The sequence below is a fragment of the Streptomyces sp. NBC_00306 genome (assembly GCF_036169555.1).
Lineage (GTDB): Bacteria > Actinomycetota > Actinomycetes > Streptomycetales > Streptomycetaceae > Streptomyces > Streptomyces achmelvichensis.
The window spans coordinates 1,486,745-1,505,387 of record NZ_CP108032.1 but is presented as its reverse complement, the minus strand read 5'-3'; the positions used below and the strand labels follow the sequence as shown (position 1 = coordinate 1,505,387).

Genomic DNA, 18,643 nt, shown 5'->3' with positions numbered 1-18,643 from the left:
ACGTTTCGCCTGCCTCCGGCGCCGGGCGGATCTGATCGAAACGGCGTCGGGCGTCGGTGACCTGCGGCAGGATTGAGCCGTGCCGACCGAGCCGGAAGACATCGAGCTGAGCGAACACGAGCTGCGGGAGATCGCGGGCTATGCGGCCGACTGTGCGCGCAGGACGCTGTCGATCTTCGAGCAGACCCTGCCCACCGACACACGCCCTCGTGAGGCCATCGACGCGGCACACGCCTTCGCCGCCGGGGGCCGGCGCACGGCCGCCCTGCGGCAGAGCGCGTGGGCGGCGTACAAGGCGGCGCAGGAAGCCGATTCGCCGCCCGCTGCCGACGCGGCACGGGCGGCGAGCCATGCGGCGGCGGCCGCGTATCTGCATCCCAAGGCGAGCGCCCATCAGGTGAAGCACGTCCTCGGGGCGGCAGCGCATGCGGCGCGGGCGGAGGAACTGGCGTCCGCGGAGGACCGGCGGGTGACCGCCGGGACCCTGGAATGGGCGCGCCATCACGCACCGCCGGCGGTCCCCGCGGTGCTCGGCCGGCTGCCCGCCGCGCCTCCCGGGGGAGGGCGCGTGGGGGAGTTCATCCGCGATCTCGACGCCGCTCTCCGCGCCTGAGGGAGCGCGCGTACCAGGGGCTCGTACGGACATCTCTCCGGGGTTGTGGGACAGCCCTCAGAGCGTCGAGCGGAGCCACTGCTCCACGCTCGCGATGTGCACCGTCGCCCATGAGCGGGCCGCTTCCGCGTCGCGGTCGCGGAGCGCGGAGAGGATCGCCCGGTGCTCGTGCAGCGTGCGGCTGACCGCGTCCTCCTGCGTCAGTCCGCGCCACACCCTGGCCCGCGTCGTCGGTCCGGACAGGCCGTCCAGCAGCGAGCAGAGCACGGAATTGCCCGAGGACTGCACGATGCCCCGGTGGAACTCCAGGTCGGTGGCGACCAGTTCCTCGACGGAGGGCTCGGGCCCCAGCGCGTCCAGCTGTGCGCTCAGCCGGTCCAGTTCGCTCTCACCGATGCGGCTCGCGGCCATCGCGGTGGCCGCGGGCTCCAGGATCCGGCGTACGGCGAGGAACTCCAGCACCGTGTCGTCGCGGTGGAAGTCCACCACGAAGCTCAGCGCCTCCAGCAGCAACTGCGGGTCCAGGCTGGTCACATAGGTGCCGTCACCCTGGCGCACGTCCAGGATGCGGATCAGCGACAGCGCGCGCACGGCCTCACGCAGCGAATTGCGGGACAGGCCCAGTTCGGCGGCGAGTTCGCTCTCCTTGGGGAGGCGGTCGCCGGGGCGCAGGGCACCCGAGACGATCATTCCCTTGATCTTTTCGATCGCCTCGTCGGTGACTGCCACGACGGCCCCCTCGGTCCCTCATTCATCGGATGTCTGAGCGTACAACGTGGGCGGCCCCCCGAGAGCCGCCCACGTCGGGGAAAACCGACCCGAGGTCAGGCCTTCCTGCCCAGGACGTCCTCGACCCTGGCGCGGATCTCGTCCGTCGCCAGGCCGCGGATCGTCAGCGTCGTACGGCGGCGCAGGACGTCGTCCGCCGTCTCGGCCCACTCCTGGTCGCGTGCGTAGGCGACCTGCGCCCAGATCTCGGGAGCGTCGGGGTGGATCCGCTCGGCGAGCGCCGGGTCGTCCTCGGCGAGCCGTGCGATGTCGAACGACAGCGAGCCGTAGTGCGTCGCGAGATGACGCGCGGTGTCCTCGGCGATGCGCGAGCCCGGGGCGTCGCCGCCGACGAGCAGCCGGTGGGCGACCGCGTTGGGGTTGGCGATGCCCGGCAGCGGCAGCTTCTTCGGCAGCCGCGAGATCGGCACCAGGCCCTCGTCGTACTCGCCCAGCGGGTGGCCGGGCAGGGCCGCCAGCTTGTTCATCACCGTGCGGCCGATGTGGCGGAAGGTCGTCCACTTGCCGCCGGCGACCGAGAGCATGCCGCCGCTTCCCTCGGTGACCACCGTCTCGCGCTTGGCCTTCGAGGTGTCGCCGGGGCCGCCGGGGAGGACCCGCAGACCGGCGAAGGAGTAGGTGATCAGATCGCGGGAGAGCTGCTGGTCGCGGATCGAGTACGCGGCCTCGTCCAGGATCTGGGCGGTGTCCTTCTCGTTGACCGCGACGTCCGCCGGGTCGCCCTCGTACGCCTCGTCGGTGGTGCCGAGCAGCAGCATGTCCTCCCACGGGAGGGCGAAGGTGATGCGGTACTTGTCGATCGGGGTCGCCAGGGCCGCCTTCCACGGCGAGGTGCGCTTCAGCACCAGATGGGCGCCCTTGGAGAGCCGGATGGAGGGGGCCGCGTTCGCGTCCTCCATCCTGCGCAGGTGGTCCACCCACGGACCGGTCGCGTTGAGCACCAGGCGCGCGCTGACGCCGAACTCGGTGCCGTCGGTACGGTCCTTGAGCTCCGCGCCGGTGACCCGGCCCTTGGTGAAGCGCAGTCCGGTGACCTCTGCGTGGTTGAGCACCGTGGCACCCGACTGGACGGCCGCGCGGACCGTCATCAGTGCCATGCGCGAGTCGTTCATCTGGTCGTCGCCGTACACGGCCACGGCCTTGAGGTTCTCCGTACGCAGCTCGGGCACGTCACGCTGCGCTCTGGCCGGGCCTATGACATGGCCGACGCCGTCACCGAAGGCGGAGAGCGCGGAGTACGCGAACACTCCCGCTCCCAGCTTCGCCGCGCCGTGCGGTCCGCCCTTGTAGACCGGCAGATAGAAGGTGAGCGGGTTGGCCAGGTGGGGGGCCACCTGGCGGGAGACCGCACGGCGCTCGAAGTGGTTCTCCGCCACCAGCTTCACCGCGCCGGTCTGCAGATAGCGCAGACCGCCGTGGAGCAGCTTGGAGGAGGCGGAGGAGGTGGCGCCGGCGAAGTCGCCGGCGTCCACCAGAGCCACCCGCAGCCCGGATTGCGCGGCATGCCAGGCGGTGGAGATGCCCAGAATGCCGCCGCCGATCACCAGGAGGTCGTACGTCGCCTTGGAAAGCTGCTCCCGAGTCTCGGCACGGCCCGGCAGGGAGCCGGCGGCCGGACGCGTCCCCGTGGCGGGGACGCTCTGCAGGGTGGTCATGATTTTTTACTCCTCGTCCTCGAGCCAGCCCATGGTCCGCTCGACGGCCTTGAGCCAGCTCTTGTACTCACGGTCCCGCTGGGTGGCGTCCATGCGGGGGGTCCACTCGGCGGCCCGGCGCCAGTTGGCGCGCAGAGCGTCGGTGTCGGGCCAGAAGCCGACGGCCAGGCCGGCGGCGTAGGCCGCGCCGAGGCAGGTCGTCTCGGCGACCATGGGGCGCACGACCGGTGCGTCCAGGAAGTCCGAGAGGGTCTGCATCAGCAGGTTGTTGGAGGTCATGCCGCCGTCGACCTTGAGTGCGGTCAGCTCGACGCCGGAGTCCTTGGTCATGGCGTCGCTGATCTCACGGGTCTGCCAGGCGGTGGCCTCGAGCACGGCGCGCGCGATGTGCGCCTTGGTGACATAGCGGGTGAGGCCGGCGATCACACCGCGGGCGTCGGGACGCCAGTACGGGGCGAACAGTCCGGAGAAGGCCGGCACGAAGTACGCGCCGCCGTTGTCCTCGACCGACAGGGCCAGCGTCTCGATCTCGGCCGCGGAGTTGATGAGGCCCATCTGGTCGCGCATCCACTGCACGAGCGAGCCGGTGACGGCGATGGAACCTTCGAGGGCGTAGACGGCCTTCTGGTCACCGATGCGGTAACCGACCGTCGTCAGCAGCCCGTTGTAGGAGTTGACGGGCGTCTCGCCGGTGTTCATCAGCATGAAGGTGCCGGTGCCGTACGTCGACTTGGCCTCGCCCTCGGCGAAACAGGTCTGGCCGAACAGGGCCGCCTGCTGGTCGCCGAGCGCGGAAGCCACGGGTACGCCGGCCAGGGCGCCGCCCTTGGCGCTGCCGTAGACCTCGGCGGAGGACCGGATCTCCGGCAGCACCGCGGCCGGGATCTCCATGGAGCTGAGGATCTTGTCGTCCCACTCCATGGTGTGCAGGTTCATCAGCATGGTGCGCGAGGCGTTGGTGACGTCCGTGACGTGCACACCGCCGTCCGTGCCACCGGTGAGGTTCCAGATGACCCAGGAGTCCATGGTGCCGAAGAGGATGTCGCCGCGCTCGGCGCGCTCACGCAGGCCCTCGACGTTGTCCAGCAGCCAGCGGACCTTGGGGCCCGCGAAGTAGGAGGCCAGCGGCAGGCCCGTCTCGCGGCGGAAGCGGTCCTGCCCCACGTTGCGGCCGAGCTCCTTGCAGAGCGCGTCGGTGCGGGTGTCCTGCCACACGAGGGCGTTGTGGACCGGCTCACCGGTGTTCTTGTCCCACAGCAGCGTGGTCTCGCGCTGGTTGGTGATGCCGATCGCCTTGACGTCGGCGGCGGTGATGCCGGCCTTCGCGACGGCAGCGTCCACCACTTCCTGCACGTTGGTCCAGATCTCGGCGGCGTCGTGCTCCACCCAGCCCGGCTTCGGGAAGATCTGCTCGTGCTCCTTCTGGTCGACGGAGACGATGCGGCCGTCCTTGTCGAAGACGATGCAGCGGCTGGAAGTGGTGCCCTGGTCGATGGCCGCGATGAACGGGCCGGTGGTGTGTGCGTCGGTCACGGAGTGCTCCTGCGGGGTCGAAGGGACGGCTTAGGCGAACGCGAGCTGGTAGATACCCGCTGCGAGGGCACCACCCGCCAGCGGGCCGACGACGGGGATCCAGGCGTAGCCCCAGTCCGACCCGCCCTTGTTGGGCAGCGGCAGCAGGGCGTGCACGATGCGCGGGCCCAGGTCACGGGCCGGGTTGATGGCGTAGCCGGTCGGGCCGCCGAGCGAGAGACCGATACCGACGACGACGAAGGCGGTGATCAGCGCGCCGATCACACCGAGGCCCTTGCCGCTGTCGTTGAGGCCCTGCGTCAGGACGGCGAGCACCAGCACGGTGGTGCCGATGATCTCGGTCGCCAGGTTCTGCCACACCACACGGACCTCAGGGCCGGTGGAGAAGACTCCGAGCACCGGACCGGCCTTGGGCGCGGCCTTCTGGTCGACGAGGCCCTCTTCCTCGGGCTGGGCCGCGAGGATCTCCGGATCGGTCAGGTGGGCGTGGAACTGTCCGTAGTAGGCGACCCAGACCAGCGCGGCACCGACCATGGCGCCGAGCATCTGTCCGGCGAAGTAGACCGGGACGTTGCCCCAGTCCCCGTCCTTGATCGCGATACCGACCGTGACCGCCGGATTGAGGTGGGCGCCGGAGAGCGTGCCCGTCATGTAGACCGCGGTCATGACCGCGAATCCCCACCCGAAGGTGATCGCCAGCCAGCCGGCGTTCTGCGCCTTCGAGCGCTTGAGCACGACAGCGGCGACCACGCCGCCACCGAGCAGGATGAGTACGGCGGTACCTATGAGCTCGCCGATGAAGATGTCGGAGCTGGACACCCGCGACTCCTTTGTCCTTCGTCCAGGGAAATGCGGACCTCGGGTCCCTCCGCGGTCCGCGCCCTCAGGTGAGAGCGTTTGTCGGCCCTGGCACTGCCACACTCTAGCGCGTATTGCCGTTAGGTGTTCGACAATGCCGACCGATGAACGGCAGTTTTGCCCTCCGGTTAACAGCGCGTCAAGGGGTGAGTGGCCGAAAACCGTATCGTTACCCTTGGTGCGCCCAAATCGGTCAGAAACGCCCGGCGCCGAGGTCGCGGGACACCGAACGGGCGCAGTCCCGCACCGCCGCGATCAACTCGGACCGCACCTCGTCGTCCTTGCACAGCCGCTCCACGGCGCCCGTGATGGCGATGGCCCCCACGGGCATGCGGCGGCGGTCGTGGATGGGGGCGGCGACCGAGGCGACGCCCTCCCAGGTCTCCTCCAGGTCGGCCGCCCAGCCGCGCGCCCGGGTGTGGTCGAGCACCGACTCGAATCCGGCCAGGTCGGTGACGGTCCGCGGGGTGAAGGCCTTGCGGTCCACTTCCAGGGCCTCCGAGTGCGCCACGGGGTCGTACGCCGACAGCACCTTGCCCAGCGCCGTGGAGTGCAGCGGCTGCATGGCCCCCACCTCCAGGACCTGGCGGCTGTCGTCCGGCCGGAAGACGTGGTGGACGATCAGCACGCCGTGCTGGTGCACCACGCCGAGGTGGACGCTCTCGCCGCTGGAACGGGCCAGGTCGTCCGTCCACACGAGGGCCCGGGCCCGCAGCTCGTGGACATCGAGATAGCTGTTCCCGAGCCGCAGCAGCTCGGCCCCCAGCTGGTAGCGGCCGGACGCCGGGTCCTGCTCGACGAAACCCTCGGCCTGGAGGGTCCGGAGGATGCCGTGCGCGGTGCCCTTGGCCAGTTCCAGCGAGGAGGCGATGTCCGACAGGCCCAGCCGGCGTTCCCCGCCGGCGAGCAGTCGCAGCATCGCCGCCGCACGCTCGAGCGACTGGATATTTTTCGCCATCGCCTCGTGCCCTTCTTCACAGCGGTTCGACAATGCTGAACACTATCGGTCGATGCCGACCTTGGTGACCGCCGAGTGAGTATCTCGTGGCCGACAGGATGCGGAAAGCCCCCGCGGACCGACGAGTCCGTCCGCGTCGTGGGACGCTCCCGCCCCGACGGGGCCCGCCCGGCTAGTCTGAAGTCCGTGCGCCCTCCACCGGGGGCGCAAAGCCGACAGCCGTCGCATCCCAGGGAGCTCATCCATGGCCTCGTCGCCGACCCCTTCCGCTGACAGCCGGACCCGAATCGAAGCCCTCCGCGAGGCCCTGGCCACGCGCGTCGTCGTCGCGGACGGCGCGATGGGCACGATGCTCCAGGCCCAGGACCCGACGCTCGAGGACTTCCAGGACCTCGAAGGCTGCAACGAGATCCTCAATGTGACGCGCCCGGACATCGTCCGCACCGTCCATTCGGCCTACTTCGAGGTGGGCGTCGACTGCGTCGAGACGAACACCTTCGGCGCGAACCTCGCCGCGCTGGGGGAGTACGACATCCCCGAGCGGGTCCACGAGCTCTCCGAGTCCGGCGCCCGCATCGCCCGCGAGGTCGCCGACGAGTTCACCGCATCCACCGGACAGCAGCGCTGGGTGCTCGGCTCCATGGGCCCGGGCACCAAGCTGCCGACGCTGGGCCACGCCCCCTACACGAAGCTGCGCGACGCCTACCAGCAGAACGCCGAAGGCATGATCGCCGGAGGCGCGGACGCCCTCCTGGTGGAGACGACCCAGGACCTCCTCCAGACGAAGGCCGCCGTCATCGGCGCCCGCCGGGCCCTGGACGCCACGGGCACGAACCTCCCCCTCATCTGCTCCGTCACGGTCGAGACGACCGGCACCATGCTCCTCGGCTCGGAGATCGGTGCCGCGCTCACCGCGCTGGAGCCGCTCGGCATCGACATGATCGGCCTGAACTGCGCCACCGGGCCGGCCGAGATGAGCGAGCACCTGCGCTATCTCGCGCGCCACTCCCGTATCCCGCTCTCCTGCATGCCGAACGCCGGTCTGCCGGTCCTGGGCAAGGACGGCGCCCACTACCCGCTGTCGGCCGGCGAACTCGCCGACGCACAGGAGACGTTCGTGCGCGAGTACGGCCTCTCCCTCGTCGGCGGCTGCTGCGGTACGACGCCGGAGCACCTGCGGCAGGTCGTCGAGCGCGTGCGTGACCTCGCGCCGACCGACCGCAGCCCCCGCCCGGAGCCGGGCGCCGCCTCCCTCTACCAGACGGTGCCGTTCCGCCAGGACACCGCGTACATGGCGATCGGCGAGCGCACGAACGCCAACGGATCGAAGAAGTTCCGCGAGGCCATGCTGGACGCCCGCTGGGACGACTGCGTCGAGATGGCGCGGGACCAGATCCGCGAGGGCGCACACATGCTGGACCTGTGTGTCGACTACGTCGGCCGCGACGGCGTCGCCGACATGGAGGAGCTGGCGGGGCGCTTCGCCACCGCCTCCACCCTGCCGATCGTGCTCGACTCCACCGAAGTCCCGGTCATCCGGGCCGGACTGGAGAAGCTCGGCGGCCGCGCGGTCATCAACTCCGTCAACTACGAGGACGGCGACGGACCGGAGTCCCGCTTCGCGAAGGTCACCGCGCTGGCGCAGGAGCACGGCGCCGCCCTCATCGCGCTCACCATCGACGAGGAGGGCCAGGCCCGCACCGTCGAGCACAAGGTCGCCATCGCCGAGCGGCTCATCGAGGACCTCACGGGGAACTGGGGCATCCACGAGTCGGACATCCTCATCGACACCCTGACGTTCACCATCTGCACCGGTCAGGAGGAGTCCCGCAAGGACGGCATCGCCACCATCGAGGCCATCCGCGAACTCAAGCGCCGGCGCCCGGACGTGCAGACCACGCTGGGCCTGTCCAACATCTCCTTCGGCCTCAACCCGGCCGCCCGCATCCTGCTGAACTCCGTCTTCCTCGACGAGTGCGTCAAGGCGGGCCTGGACTCGGCGATCGTCCACGCGTCGAAGATCCTGCCCATCGCGCGCTTCGACGACGAGCAGGTGCAGACCGCCCTCGACCTGATCCATGACCGCCGTGCCGAGGGCTACGACCCGCTGCAGAAGCTGATGGCCCTCTTCGAGGGCGTCAACACCAAGTCGATGAAGGCGGGCAAGACCGAGGAACTGCTCGCGCTGCCGCTGGACGAACGGCTCAAGCGGCGCATCATCGACGGCGAGAAGAACGGCCTGGACGCGGACCTCGACGAGGCGCTCCAGGACCGGCCCGCGCTGGACATCGTGAACGACACGCTGCTGGAGGGCATGAAGGTCGTCGGTGAACTCTTCGGCTCCGGACAGATGCAGCTGCCGTTCGTGCTCCAGTCCGCGGAGGTCATGAAGAACGCCGTCGCCTACCTCGAACCCCACATGGAGAAGACGGACGACGACGGCAAGGGCACCATCGTGCTGGCCACCGTCCGCGGCGACGTCCACGACATCGGCAAGAACCTCGTCGACATCATCCTGTCCAACAACGGCTACAACGTCGTCAACCTCGGTATCAAGCAGCCGGTCTCGGCGATCCTGGAGGCGGCGGAGGAGCACCGGGCCGACGTCATCGGCATGTCCGGCCTGCTGGTGAAGTCCACGGTGATCATGAAGGAGAACCTGGAGGAGCTCAACCAGCGCAAGATGGCCGCCGACTACCCGGTCATCCTCGGTGGTGCCGCCCTGACCCGGGCCTACGTCGAACAGGACCTCCACGAGATCTACGAGGGCGAGGTCCGCTACGCCCGCGACGCCTTCGAGGGCCTGCGGCTGATGGACGCCCTCATCGCGGTCAAGCGCGGAGTTCCCGGCGCCACGCTCCCCGACCTCAAGCAGCGCCGTGTGCGGGCCACCACGAACGCCGTCGTCGAGGACCGCCCCGAGGAAGGGGCCGTACGCTCCGACGTCGCCGTCGACAACCCGGTCCCCGAACCGCCCTTCTGGGGCACCCGGGTGATCAAGGGTATCCAGCTGAAGGAGTACGCGTCCTGGCTGGACGAGGGCGCGCTCTTCAAGGGCCAGTGGGGCCTGAAGGAGGCGCGGGCCGGTGACGGCCCCTCGTACCAGGAGCTGGTGGAGAGCGAGGGCCGGCCGCGGCTGCGGGGCTGGCTGGACCAGCTGCACACCCGCAACCTGCTGGAGGCGGCCGTGGTCTACGGCTACTTCCCCTGCGTCTCCAAGGGCGACGACCTGATCCTGCTGAACGAGGACGGCTCGGAACGCACCCGCTTCTCCTTCCCCCGCCAGCGCCGCGGCCGCCGTCTGTGTCTCGCGGACTTCTTCCGTCCGGAGGAGTCCGGCGAGCGGGACGTCGTCGGGCTCCAGGTCGTCACCGTCGGATCGAAGATCGGTGAGGCGACGGCGGAGCTCTTCGGGTCGGACTCCTACCGCGACTACCTGGAGCTGCACGGACTGTCCGTCCAGCTCGCGGAGGCGCTGGCGGAGTACTGGCACGCCCGGGTCCGCTCCGAGCTCGGTTTCGGCGGCGAGGACCCGGCCGAGGTGGAGGACATGTTCGCGCTGAAGTACCGCGGCGCGAGGTTCTCGCTCGGTTACGGGGCGTGCCCGGACCTGGAGGACCGGGCGAAGATCGCCCAGCTGCTGGAGCCCGAGCGGATCGGCGTCGAGCTCTCCGAGGAGTTCCAGCTCCACCCGGAGCAGTCCACGGACGCGATCGTCATCCACCACCCGGAGGCGAAGTACTTCAACGCGCGATAGACGGCGCACAGCGCGTCACCGCGCGTTGGACGTCCCTCCGCGCATGTTCGCCGGACGAGTCGTACACTGGTCGGTCCAGTGCAGGCCGGTCGTCTCTCCCCGCGGGAATAGCCGCAGGGAAAGGTGGCCGGCCTTCTCGTCCCTCACGGAGGTGTGCCGATGACCAGCACGGTCCCCGCGTCCTTGACCCGTACGGCGGAAGGGTCTGCCCTTCAGGCCGTTCTCCTCGACATGGACGGCACCCTCGTGGACACCGAAGGTTTCTGGTGGGACGCGGAGGTGGAGGTCTTCGCGGATCTCGGTCACGAGCTCGACGAGGCATGGCGGGACGTGGTGGTCGGTGGCCCCATGACGCGCAGCGCCGGATACCTCATCGAGGCGACGGGCGCCGACATCACCATGGCCGAGCTGACCGTGCTTCTGAACGACCGCTTCGAGGCGCGTATCGGCCGCGGTGTGCCGCTCATGCCGGGCGCGGAGCGCCTGCTCGCCGAGCTGGCCGCACAGGGGGTGCCCACCGCGCTGGTCTCCGCCTCGCACCGGCGGATCATCGACCGCGTGCTGGCCTCGCTCGGGCCGAAGAACTTCGCGCTCTCCGTCGCCGGTGACGAGGTCCCGCGGACCAAGCCGCACCCCGATCCGTACCTCCTGGCCGCACGCGGCCTCGGCGCGGAGCCCGCGAGATGCGCCGTCATCGAGGACACCGCGACCGGTGTGGCCTCCGCGGAGGCGGCCGGCTGCCGGGTGGTCGCCGTGCCGTCCGTGGCGCCCATCCCGCCCGCCGTGGGCAGGGTCGTCGTCCGCTCTCTCGAAGAAGTCGACCTCGGTTTTCTCCGCACGCTCATCACCACGATGAACTGATGCGTGTACTGTCCGTGTTTCTTGAAGTGTCCCGGAGTTCCCGCTGAATGCAGAGGAAACTCCGGGCGGCTGTGGAGCGGGGTTTTCGATCATCGCCCCCGGTCTTTTCCCGGGGCGGTCAAGGGACTCTGCCGCGTGACGTTCGTCACTGTGCGTGTCCTGGATCGGGTACTTCCGGACCCTCTGGCAGCCCTCCGGCACCGGTCCGGCTGTGCCCTTGTGTCCGCATTGGTGGAGTGGTGTACGAAACATTCCGTGGCGTGACCATCCACTCACAGGCATAACCGATCACTCAGTGAATACGGCCCAACTCGGGCCCGGTCAAGCTTTCGTGGCGTTGCCGACTAATCTCTTCGCGAGTACTTCGCCGCAACCCCGATGCGCCCCGGCGGTCGCACAACCGCCGCGAACACAGGACCGATCGTCCTGTTTCCCGGACCGTTCGAAACCGCCCCGACCGGGCGGCCGCGGCGGAGTCTCCCGTACACACCGCTGTATCCCAGTGCCGGATGAGGGAGAACGTCCAGGATGAACCGCAAGACTTTGGTGCTGCCGGCCTTGGCCGGCATGCTCGCGCCCGTGCTCGTCGCCTGCGGCAGCACGGAGGGCGGCTCCGGTGGCGGCGACGCCATCGTCGTCGGCACCACGGACCAGTTCATCGCCACCGAGGACGCTCCTGCCCCGCTCGACCCGGCCTACGCCTACGACACCGGCGCCTGGAACGTACTGCGCCAGACCGTCCAGACGCTGATGCACGCCCCGCGCGGCGGCGGCGAGCCCGTGCCGGACGCCGCCCAGTCGTGTTCCTTCACCGACAACGCGAGCGAGAGCTACCGCTGCAAGCTGCGCGACGGCCTCAAGTTCGCCGACGGCACCGACGTCACGGCCGAGGATGTGAAGTTCTCCATCCAGCGCGTGCTCGACATCGACACCGACAACGGCACCGCGGCCCTGCTGAACAACATCGACACCATCGAGACCAACGGTGACGACGAGGTCGTCTTCCACCTCGCGACGCCGGACGCGACCTTCCCCTTCAAGCTCTCGACGCCGGCCGCGGCGATCATCAGCAAGAAGAACTACGAGGCCAAGAAGCTCCGCGAGGGCTTCCAGGTCGACGGTTCCGGGCCGTACACGATGAAGACCGAGACCGAGGGTGACAAGATCACCAAGGTCGTCTTCAGCAAGAACGACTCGTACAAGGGCGACATCAAGCTCCACAACGACAAGGTCGAGCTGCGGTTGTTCCCGGACGCCGACGCGATGGGCAAGGCTCTGGAAGCCGGCGACATCGACGTCATGACCCGCGAGATGGCCCCGGACCAGATCAAGGAGATGACGGACAGCCCGAAGGAGGGCATCGAGCTCACCGAGATGCCCGGGCTCTCCATCCGCTACCTCGCCTTCAACACCAACGACCCGTCGGTGAAGGACAAGGCGGTCCGCCAGGCCATGGCCGCCGTCGTCGACCGCGGCCAGATCGCCGGCCAGGTCTACGGCGCCACCGCCGAGCCGCTCTACTCGCTCATCCCGAAGAGCATCGGCGCGCACACCAACTCGTTCTACAACAAGTACGGCGAGCCGAGCCGTGCGAACGCCGCCGAGATCCTGGACGAGGCCGGCATCAAGACGCCGGTGAAGCTGAAGCTCCACTACACGACCGACCACTACGGTGCGGGCACCGCCAAGGAGTTCGAGGTCCTGCGTGACCAGCTGAACGGCAGCAAGCTGTTCTCGGTCAGCATCGAGGGCACGGAGTGGAGCAAGTTCCGCCCCGCCCAGAAGCGCGGTGACTACCCCGTCTACGGCCTCGGCTGGTTCCCCGACTTCCCGGACCCGGACAACTACATCGCGCCGTTCCTCGACAAGGGCAACTTCCTCAACAGCCCGTACGTGAGCACCGTGGCCCGCGGCCTCATCCCGCAGTCGCGCCGCGAGGCCGACCGCACCGCCGCCTCCACCGCGTTCAACAAGATCCAGGACATCGTCGCCGACGACGTGCCCGTCCTGCCGCTGTGGCAGGGCAAGCAGTACGTCGCCGCCCGCACCGGCGTGACCGGTGTGGAGAGCCTGCTCAACGCCAGCTCCGACATGCAGCTGTGGGAGCTCGGCCGGGGCAGCGGCTCCTGACCCCCGCGGTATCCGGTGGAAACGAAAGGCGGCGGGCATCTGCCCGCCGCCTTTCGCATGTCCCGCTCCGCCCGGTCGATCGCGCGCCTCGACCGCGGTGGGGGAGCGACTACTGCGCCCCGGGGCGCACCAGGCCGCTCTCGTACGCATAGACCGCGGCCTGCACTCGGTCGCGCAGGCTCAGCTTGGTGAGCACATGGCCCACATGCGTCTTGACGGTGGTCTCACTCACGAACAGGTCCGCCGCGATCTCCGCGTTGGACAGGCCCCGCGCGACCAGCTTGAGGACCTCCACCTCACGCTCGGTCAGCGTGTGCAGGGTGTCCGGCACCGCCTCCTCGCCGGAGGGGAGATGGTCCGCGTACTTGTCGAGGAGCCTGCGGGTGATGCTCGGGGCCAGCATCGCCTCGCCCGCCGCCACCACCCGGATCGCCTGCACCAGCTCATTGGCGGGAGCGTCCTTCAGCAGGAAGCCGCTGGCGCCGGCCCGCAGCGCCTCCACCACGTACTCGTCGAGATCGAAGGTGGTCAGCACCAGCACCTTGGCCGGGCCGTCCCGGCCCGGACCGGTGATCTGCCGGGTCGCCTCGACCCCGTCCATCCGGGGCATCCGGATGTCCATCAGGACGACGTCGGGCTGAAGCGCCCGCACCTGGTCGAGCGCCTGAAGACCGTCCCCGGCCTCGCCGACGACCGCGATGTCCTGCTCGGCCTCCAGGATCATCCGGAAACCGGTACGCAGCAGCGGCTGGTCGTCGACCAGCAGGACGCGGATAGCCACGGGAACTCCTCTACATTCGGTCCGGGCCCATTCTGCCCTGACCATCCTCCGGCGATTCGGCCGGGGAAATGCTCAGCGGATATACCGGGGGAGTGCCGCCGAATTCCGGACAGACCGCCTGGTGGTCGCACCAGCCGCACAGCTTCGTCGGCCGCGGCCGCCAGTCGCCCGTCTCCGTCGCGAGCCTGATCGCCTCCCACAGAGCCAGCAGCTTGCGCTCCATACGCTCCAGGTCCGCCGGAACCGGGTCATAGGTGAGGACGTCGCCGCTGCCGAGATACACCAGCTGGAGCCGGCGGGGGACGACCTGCTTCAGCCGCCAGATCACCAGGGCGTAGAACTTCATCTGGAACAGCGCGCCCTCGCTGTACTCCGGGCGCGGGGCCTTGCCCGTCTTGTAGTCCACGATCCGCACCTCGCCGGTGGGCGCGACGTCCACGCGGTCGATGACACCGCGCAGCCGCAGCCCCGACTCCAGCTCGGTCTCGACGAACATCTCCCGCTCGGCGGGCTCCAGCCGCGTCGGGTCCTCCAGCGAGAACCACCGCTCCACCAGCGACTCGGCCTCGCCCAGCCAGCGCGACAGCTGCTCGCCGCCCTCGTCCGCGTCGAACAGCTCGCTGAGCTCCGGCCGGTTCTCCAGCAGCCGGTCCCACTGGCCCGGGATCAGGGCCTTCGCGCGCGGAGCGGTGCGCTCCGCGGCGGGTGCGTCGAAGAGTCGCTCCAGGACCGCGTGGACGAGGGTGCCCCGCGTGGCCGCCTCACTCGGCTTCTCCGGCAGCCTGTCGATCACCCGGAACCGGTACAGCAGGGGACACTGCATGAAGTCGCTCGCCCGCGAGGGCGACAGTGACGTGGGCTGCCGGGCCGGCATCGGCTCCTGACTCGTACTCATGACGCAGACCCTACGACCCGCCACTGACAGCGAGCGCAATACCATCGACCTCAGACCCTGAGCACTGCATGATCGAACGAACGATGCATCGGCAATCCCGCGACGAAGGGAACACGTGAACGAGGACGACACGGGCGACGAGCGCGGCCGCGCCCGGACGGACGGCGGGGGAGCCGGACCCGGTGGCGGCAAGCGGAAGCGCTCCGACGGCCCCGGCGGCGGAATCCTGATGGGCCGTCCCTTCGGTGTGCCGGTCTACGTCGCCCCCAGCTGGTTCATCGTGGCCGCCCTCATCACCTGGGTGTTCGGCGGCCAGCTCGACCGTGTGCTCCCCGAGCTCGGCGGCGCCCGCTATCTGGTCTCGCTCTTCTTCGCGGTCGCCTTCTACGCCTCCGTGCTCGTGCACGAACTGGCGCACACCGTCGCGGCGCTGCGCTTCAAGCTGCCGGTCCGCCGGATCCAGCTCCAGTTCTTCGGCGGGGTGTCGGAGATCGAGAAGGAATCGGAGACACCGGGCAGGGAGTTCATCCTCGCCTTCGTCGGACCGCTGCTCTCCCTGATCCTGGCGGCCGTCTTCTATCTGGGCATGTTCGCCGTCGACCCCGGCACGGTCCCCGGCGTCCTGCTCGCCGGGCTGATGATCTCCAACCTGATCGTCGCCGCCTTCAATCTGCTGCCCGGACTGCCGCTGGACGGCGGCCGGATGCTGCGGGCCGTCGTCTGGAAGATCACCGGCAAGCCGATGAGCGGCACCATCGCGGCCGCCTGGGTCGGCCGGGCGCTCGCCGTCGCCGTCCTCATCGGCCTCCCGCTGCTGACCCACACCGGCGCCCTCGGCAATGCCACCGAGGACATCGGCGGCATGGAGACCGTCACCGACGCGCTGCTCGCGGCGATCCTCGCGGCGATCATCTGGACCGGAGCCGGCAACAGCCTTCGCATGGCCCGGCTGCGGGAGCACCTGCCGGAGCTTCAGGCGCGCACCCTGACCAGGCGGGCCGTGCCGGTGGAGTCCACCACGCCGCTCTCCGAGGCGCTGCGCCGGGCCAACGAGGCCGGTGCCCGCGCCCTCGTCGTCGTCGACGGCCAGGGCGATCCGACCGGCCTGGTGCGGGAGGCCGCGATCGTGGGCGTCCCCGAGCACCGCCGGCCCTGGGTCGCGGTCAGCGGACTGGCCCAGGACCTCACGGAGGGCATGCGGATCCCCGCCGAACTGGCCGGCGAGGCACTCCTGGACCGCCTGCGCGCGACCCCTGCCACCGAGTACCTGGTGGTGGAGAAGAGCGGCGAGATCTACGGCGTCCTGTCCACGGCGGACGTCGAGCGCGCCTTCGTCGCCGCGATGGCCCGCCCCCAGGGCTGACGGCCGGCCCGCGCGCGGCGGGGCGACGGGTTCCAGCCACTCCCCGGGGGTCCTGTCGATCTTCCGGCCGGGGCAGGCAGCACGCCCCCGGCGTGGTCCCCGGGCCCTGTCGGTGCCGGTAGGCTGGTCACATGTCCGAACCGACCGGTGCCGCCCGCCGACGCGGGCCCTTCAAGGTCGGGGACCAGGTCCAGCTCACCGATCCCAAGGGACGCCACTACACGTTCACGCTCGAGGCCGGGAAGAACTTCCACACCCACAAGGGGTCCTTCCCGCACGACGAGCTGATCGGTGCTCCTGAGGGCAGTGTTGTCCGTACCACGGGAAACGTCGCCTACCTCGCGCTGCGCCCCCTGCTCCCCGACTACGTCCTGTCCATGCCCCGCGGCGCCGCCGTGGTCTACCCCAAGGACGCGGGGCAGATCCTGGCCTTCGCCGACATCTTCGCCGGCGCGCGCGTCGTCGAGGCCGGGGTGGGCTCCGGCTCGCTCAGCGCCTTCCTGCTGCGCGCCATCGGCGACCACGGGATGCTGCACTCCTACGAGCGCCGCGAGGACTTCGCCGAGATCGCCCAGCAGAACGTGGAGCGCTACTTCGGCGGTCCGCACCCTGCCTGGCAGCTCACCGTGGGCGACCTCCAGGACAATCTGACCGACGCCGACGTCGACCGCGTCATCCTGGACATGCTGGCCCCCTGGGAGTGCCTGGAGGCCGTCTCCAAGGCGCTCGTCCCGGGCGGCATCCTGTGCTGCTACGTGGCGACCACCACGCAGCTCGCGCGCACGGTGGAGTCCATCCGCGAGATCGGGTGCTTCGCCGAGCCGCAGCCGTGGGAGTCCATGATCCGCAACTGGCACGTCGAGGGTCTGGCCGTCCGCCCGGACCACCGGATGATCGGCCACACCGGCTTCCTGGTCACCGCGCGCCGCCTGGCCGACGGTGTCGAACCCCCGATGCGCCGCCGCCGGCCCGCCAAGGGCGCGTACGGCGAGGACTACGAGGGCCCCAACAAGGGCTGACGCTCGCGGCCGGGCCGGCACTTGCGGAGTGCCGGTTCCCGTACAACGTCAGGACGCCGCCGCCGAGTTCCCCGATCGCATTCGGGAACTCGGCGGCGGCGTCTTCGCGTTGCCGCCCCCGTTCCCGCACGATTTCTTGACCTGCGCGGCACGACCCCGCTGTTCCGCACCACTGTGACGTATGGCACGATGCAGACCTCCCTCTCCCGCCGCCGACCCCTGGTCGGCTCCGCAGTCACAGGAGACTTCACGCGTGCAGACCTCCGCGGTCCCGGACCTCGCGCACACCCACGCCCGGCCGGTGCACTGGCTGGCCACCGCGACCGCGATGGCCGCGGTCGTCGCGGCCGCCGGACTCCTTCAGCCGAGGGCCGCGACCGCCTCGCAGCCGGGGCCCGGGACGAACTCGGGCACCGCCGTGGCCGCCGCTCCGGCGCCCGACCCGGCGGCGGTCGAGCTCCCCTTGCAATGCGGTTCCGTGCAGCCCCTGGTGACCGCGCGCGCCTCCGGCGACCTGGACGGCGACGGCAACCCCGAGACGGTGGTGGCGGCCCGCTGCGACGCGGGCTCCGGCACCCCGCCCAGCGGCGTCTACGTCCTGGCCGGTGCCAGGGGAGCGGGCCCCAGGGTGGTGGCCACGCTCGTGGAGCCCGCCCAGAAGCTCAGCGTGGGGGACTTCGCCGTACGTGACGGAGCGATCACGGCCACCCTGCTCGGCTACTCCTCACCGGACGTGCCGAGCTGCTGCCCCGACGTGCGGGAGAAGGTCAAGTGGCAGTGGCAGGGCGGTAAGTTCGTTCGCTCCGCGCAGAACTCGGCAGCGGGTGCGTGAGCCGGCACGCTGAGTGCCCGCTACCGAGCAGTGGGTGCGTGATCGGTCACGGTGCGTCGGGGCCGTAGACCTCGACCCTGTCCGAAACGCGGCGTACATGGATGCAGTCGCCCGGGCACTCCTTGGCGGAGTCCACGACGTCGTTCAGCAGCGGCAGCGGTACGGGCGTTGTGGCGCCGGGGTTCTGCAGCAGCTCGTCGTCCCCGCTCTTCACATACGCGAGCCCGTCGATGTCGAGCTCGAAGACCTCCGGGGCGTACTGCGCGCAGATCCCGTCCCCGGTGCAGAGGTCCTGGTCGATCCAGACCTCCAGGGCGTCTGCGGTGCCTTCGGGCGGAGCCTCGTGCTGCACGGTCATTTCTCCTGCCGTTTCCTTCGTCGGGTGTAGCAATGTGAAGCAAGTCGCGCCAGCCCTGACGGGTGTTGAACACTTCGACGATACCTCCGGCCGCTTTCCGATGTTGGTGGGTGGGTATTCCCCTGGCGTGAGGGAGAGCGCAAGGGTGAAGATCGGACACACCCCTACCGTCTTTGTGATCTAGGGGTTTCAATCACCACCCGCCCAGGTAGGGTCAGGAAGCGTCCAGCTCCCCTTGGAG

General features: G+C 69.8%; 15 protein-coding genes. 7 read left to right on the top strand and 8 right to left on the bottom strand.

Features of this window, described 5'->3' with window-relative positions:
* Nucleotides 1–79 precede the first annotated feature (79 nt).
* Nucleotides 80–613: a putative immunity protein gene (locus OHA05_RS06725; protein ID WP_328860058.1), complete on the top strand. Its 534-nt coding sequence runs from the start codon at nucleotides 80–82 to the stop codon at nucleotides 611–613.
* Nucleotides 614–670: 57 nt separating this feature from the next.
* Here OHA05_RS06725 and OHA05_RS06720 read toward each other — a convergent pair whose 3' ends face one another.
* From OHA05_RS06720 to OHA05_RS06700, 5 genes are all read right to left on the bottom strand, one after another.
* Nucleotides 671–1,342 carry a FadR/GntR family transcriptional regulator gene (locus tag OHA05_RS06720; RefSeq protein WP_313947306.1) on the bottom strand — a complete coding sequence of 224 codons (672 nt, stop codon included), beginning with the start codon at nucleotides 1,340–1,342 and terminating at the stop codon, nucleotides 671–673.
* Nucleotides 1,343–1,437: 95 nt separating this feature from the next.
* Nucleotides 1,438–3,057: a glycerol-3-phosphate dehydrogenase/oxidase gene (locus OHA05_RS06715; RefSeq protein WP_313947307.1), complete on the bottom strand. Its 1,620-nt coding sequence runs from the start codon at nucleotides 3,055–3,057 to the stop codon at nucleotides 1,438–1,440.
* A gap of 6 nt (nucleotides 3,058–3,063) precedes the next feature.
* The gene (gene glpK / locus OHA05_RS06710; RefSeq protein WP_313947308.1) at nucleotides 3,064–4,590 is read right to left on the bottom strand and encodes a glycerol kinase GlpK; all 1,527 of its coding nucleotides are present in this window, start codon (nucleotides 4,588–4,590) and stop codon (nucleotides 3,064–3,066) included.
* Between the two features lie 30 nt (nucleotides 4,591–4,620).
* Nucleotides 4,621–5,409 carry an MIP/aquaporin family protein gene (locus tag OHA05_RS06705; protein ID WP_313947309.1) on the bottom strand — a complete coding sequence of 263 codons (789 nt, stop codon included), beginning with the start codon at nucleotides 5,407–5,409 and terminating at the stop codon, nucleotides 4,621–4,623.
* A 232-nt stretch (nucleotides 5,410–5,641) separates the two neighbouring features.
* Nucleotides 5,642–6,406 carry an IclR family transcriptional regulator gene (locus OHA05_RS06700; RefSeq protein ID WP_313947310.1) on the bottom strand — a complete coding sequence of 255 codons (765 nt, stop codon included), beginning with the start codon at nucleotides 6,404–6,406 and terminating at the stop codon, nucleotides 5,642–5,644.
* Nucleotides 6,407–6,650: 244 nt separating this feature from the next.
* Here OHA05_RS06700 and metH point away from each other — a divergent pair, with 244 nt between their 5' ends.
* The 3 genes from metH to OHA05_RS06685 all read left to right on the top strand — a co-directional run bounded on the left by metH (nucleotide 6,651) and on the right by OHA05_RS06685 (nucleotide 13,154).
* Nucleotides 6,651–10,163, top strand: a complete 3,513-nt coding sequence (metH, locus tag OHA05_RS06695) for a methionine synthase (RefSeq protein ID WP_313947311.1) — start codon at nucleotides 6,651–6,653, stop codon at nucleotides 10,161–10,163.
* A gap of 159 nt (nucleotides 10,164–10,322) precedes the next feature.
* A complete protein-coding gene (locus tag OHA05_RS06690) occupies nucleotides 10,323–11,024 on the top strand; it encodes an HAD family hydrolase (RefSeq protein WP_313947312.1) in 702 nt (233 codons plus the stop codon).
* A 528-nt stretch (nucleotides 11,025–11,552) separates the two neighbouring features.
* A complete protein-coding gene (locus OHA05_RS06685) occupies nucleotides 11,553–13,154 on the top strand; it encodes an ABC transporter substrate-binding protein (RefSeq protein ID WP_313947313.1) in 1,602 nt (533 codons plus the stop codon).
* 109 nt (nucleotides 13,155–13,263) lie between these two features.
* On the opposite strand, the gene OHA05_RS06680 is transcribed toward OHA05_RS06685, so the two are convergent.
* Nucleotides 13,264–13,935 (bottom strand): response regulator transcription factor, encoded by a 672-nt coding sequence (locus tag OHA05_RS06680; RefSeq protein ID WP_313947314.1) that lies wholly within the window; start codon nucleotides 13,933–13,935, stop codon nucleotides 13,264–13,266.
* 10 nt (nucleotides 13,936–13,945) lie between these two features.
* Nucleotides 13,946–14,830, bottom strand: coding sequence for a RecB family exonuclease (locus tag OHA05_RS06675; RefSeq protein ID WP_328860057.1), 885 nt, complete (start codon nucleotides 14,828–14,830; stop codon nucleotides 13,946–13,948).
* A gap of 115 nt (nucleotides 14,831–14,945) precedes the next feature.
* On the opposite strand from OHA05_RS06675, the gene OHA05_RS06670 reads away from it, so the two are divergent.
* The 3 genes from OHA05_RS06670 to OHA05_RS06660 all read left to right on the top strand — a co-directional run bounded on the left by OHA05_RS06670 (nucleotide 14,946) and on the right by OHA05_RS06660 (nucleotide 18,044).
* The gene (locus OHA05_RS06670) at nucleotides 14,946–16,193 is read left to right on the top strand and encodes a site-2 protease family protein (protein WP_313947316.1); all 1,248 of its coding nucleotides are present in this window, start codon (nucleotides 14,946–14,948) and stop codon (nucleotides 16,191–16,193) included.
* A gap of 131 nt (nucleotides 16,194–16,324) precedes the next feature.
* A complete protein-coding gene (locus OHA05_RS06665) occupies nucleotides 16,325–17,212 on the top strand; it encodes a tRNA (adenine-N1)-methyltransferase (RefSeq protein WP_142216178.1) in 888 nt (295 codons plus the stop codon).
* Between the two features lie 253 nt (nucleotides 17,213–17,465).
* A complete protein-coding gene (locus OHA05_RS06660) occupies nucleotides 17,466–18,044 on the top strand; it encodes a hypothetical protein (RefSeq protein ID WP_313947317.1) in 579 nt (192 codons plus the stop codon).
* 46 nt (nucleotides 18,045–18,090) lie between these two features.
* Here the strand turns inward: OHA05_RS06660 and OHA05_RS06655 are convergent, their stop codons facing one another.
* A complete protein-coding gene (locus tag OHA05_RS06655; RefSeq protein WP_313947318.1) occupies nucleotides 18,091–18,402 on the bottom strand; it encodes a ferredoxin in 312 nt (103 codons plus the stop codon).
* Nucleotides 18,403–18,643: the final 241 nt, after the last annotated feature.

What these genes read in the sequence shown, in the direction of transcription:
- OHA05_RS06715 (WP_313947307.1), bottom strand. Translation starts at nt 3,057, where the DNA reads ATGACCACCCTGCAGAGCGTCCCCGCCACGGGGACGCGTCCGGCCGCC.
- OHA05_RS06700 (WP_313947310.1), bottom strand. Translation starts at nt 6,406, where the DNA reads ATGGCGAAAAATATCCAGTCGCTCGAGCGTGCGGCGGCGATGCTGCGA.
- metH (WP_313947311.1), top strand. Translation starts at nt 6,651, where the DNA reads ATGGCCTCGTCGCCGACCCCTTCCGCTGACAGCCGGACCCGAATCGAA.
- OHA05_RS06690 (WP_313947312.1), top strand. Translation starts at nt 10,323, where the DNA reads ATGACCAGCACGGTCCCCGCGTCCTTGACCCGTACGGCGGAAGGGTCT.
- OHA05_RS06685 (WP_313947313.1), top strand. Translation starts at nt 11,553, where the DNA reads ATGAACCGCAAGACTTTGGTGCTGCCGGCCTTGGCCGGCATGCTCGCG.
- OHA05_RS06675 (WP_328860057.1), bottom strand. Translation starts at nt 14,830, where the DNA reads ATGAGTACGAGTCAGGAGCCGATGCCGGCCCGGCAGCCCACGTCACTG.
- OHA05_RS06665 (WP_142216178.1), top strand. Translation starts at nt 16,325, where the DNA reads ATGTCCGAACCGACCGGTGCCGCCCGCCGACGCGGGCCCTTCAAGGTC.
- OHA05_RS06655 (WP_313947318.1), bottom strand. Translation starts at nt 18,402, where the DNA reads ATGACCGTGCAGCACGAGGCTCCGCCCGAAGGCACCGCAGACGCCCTG.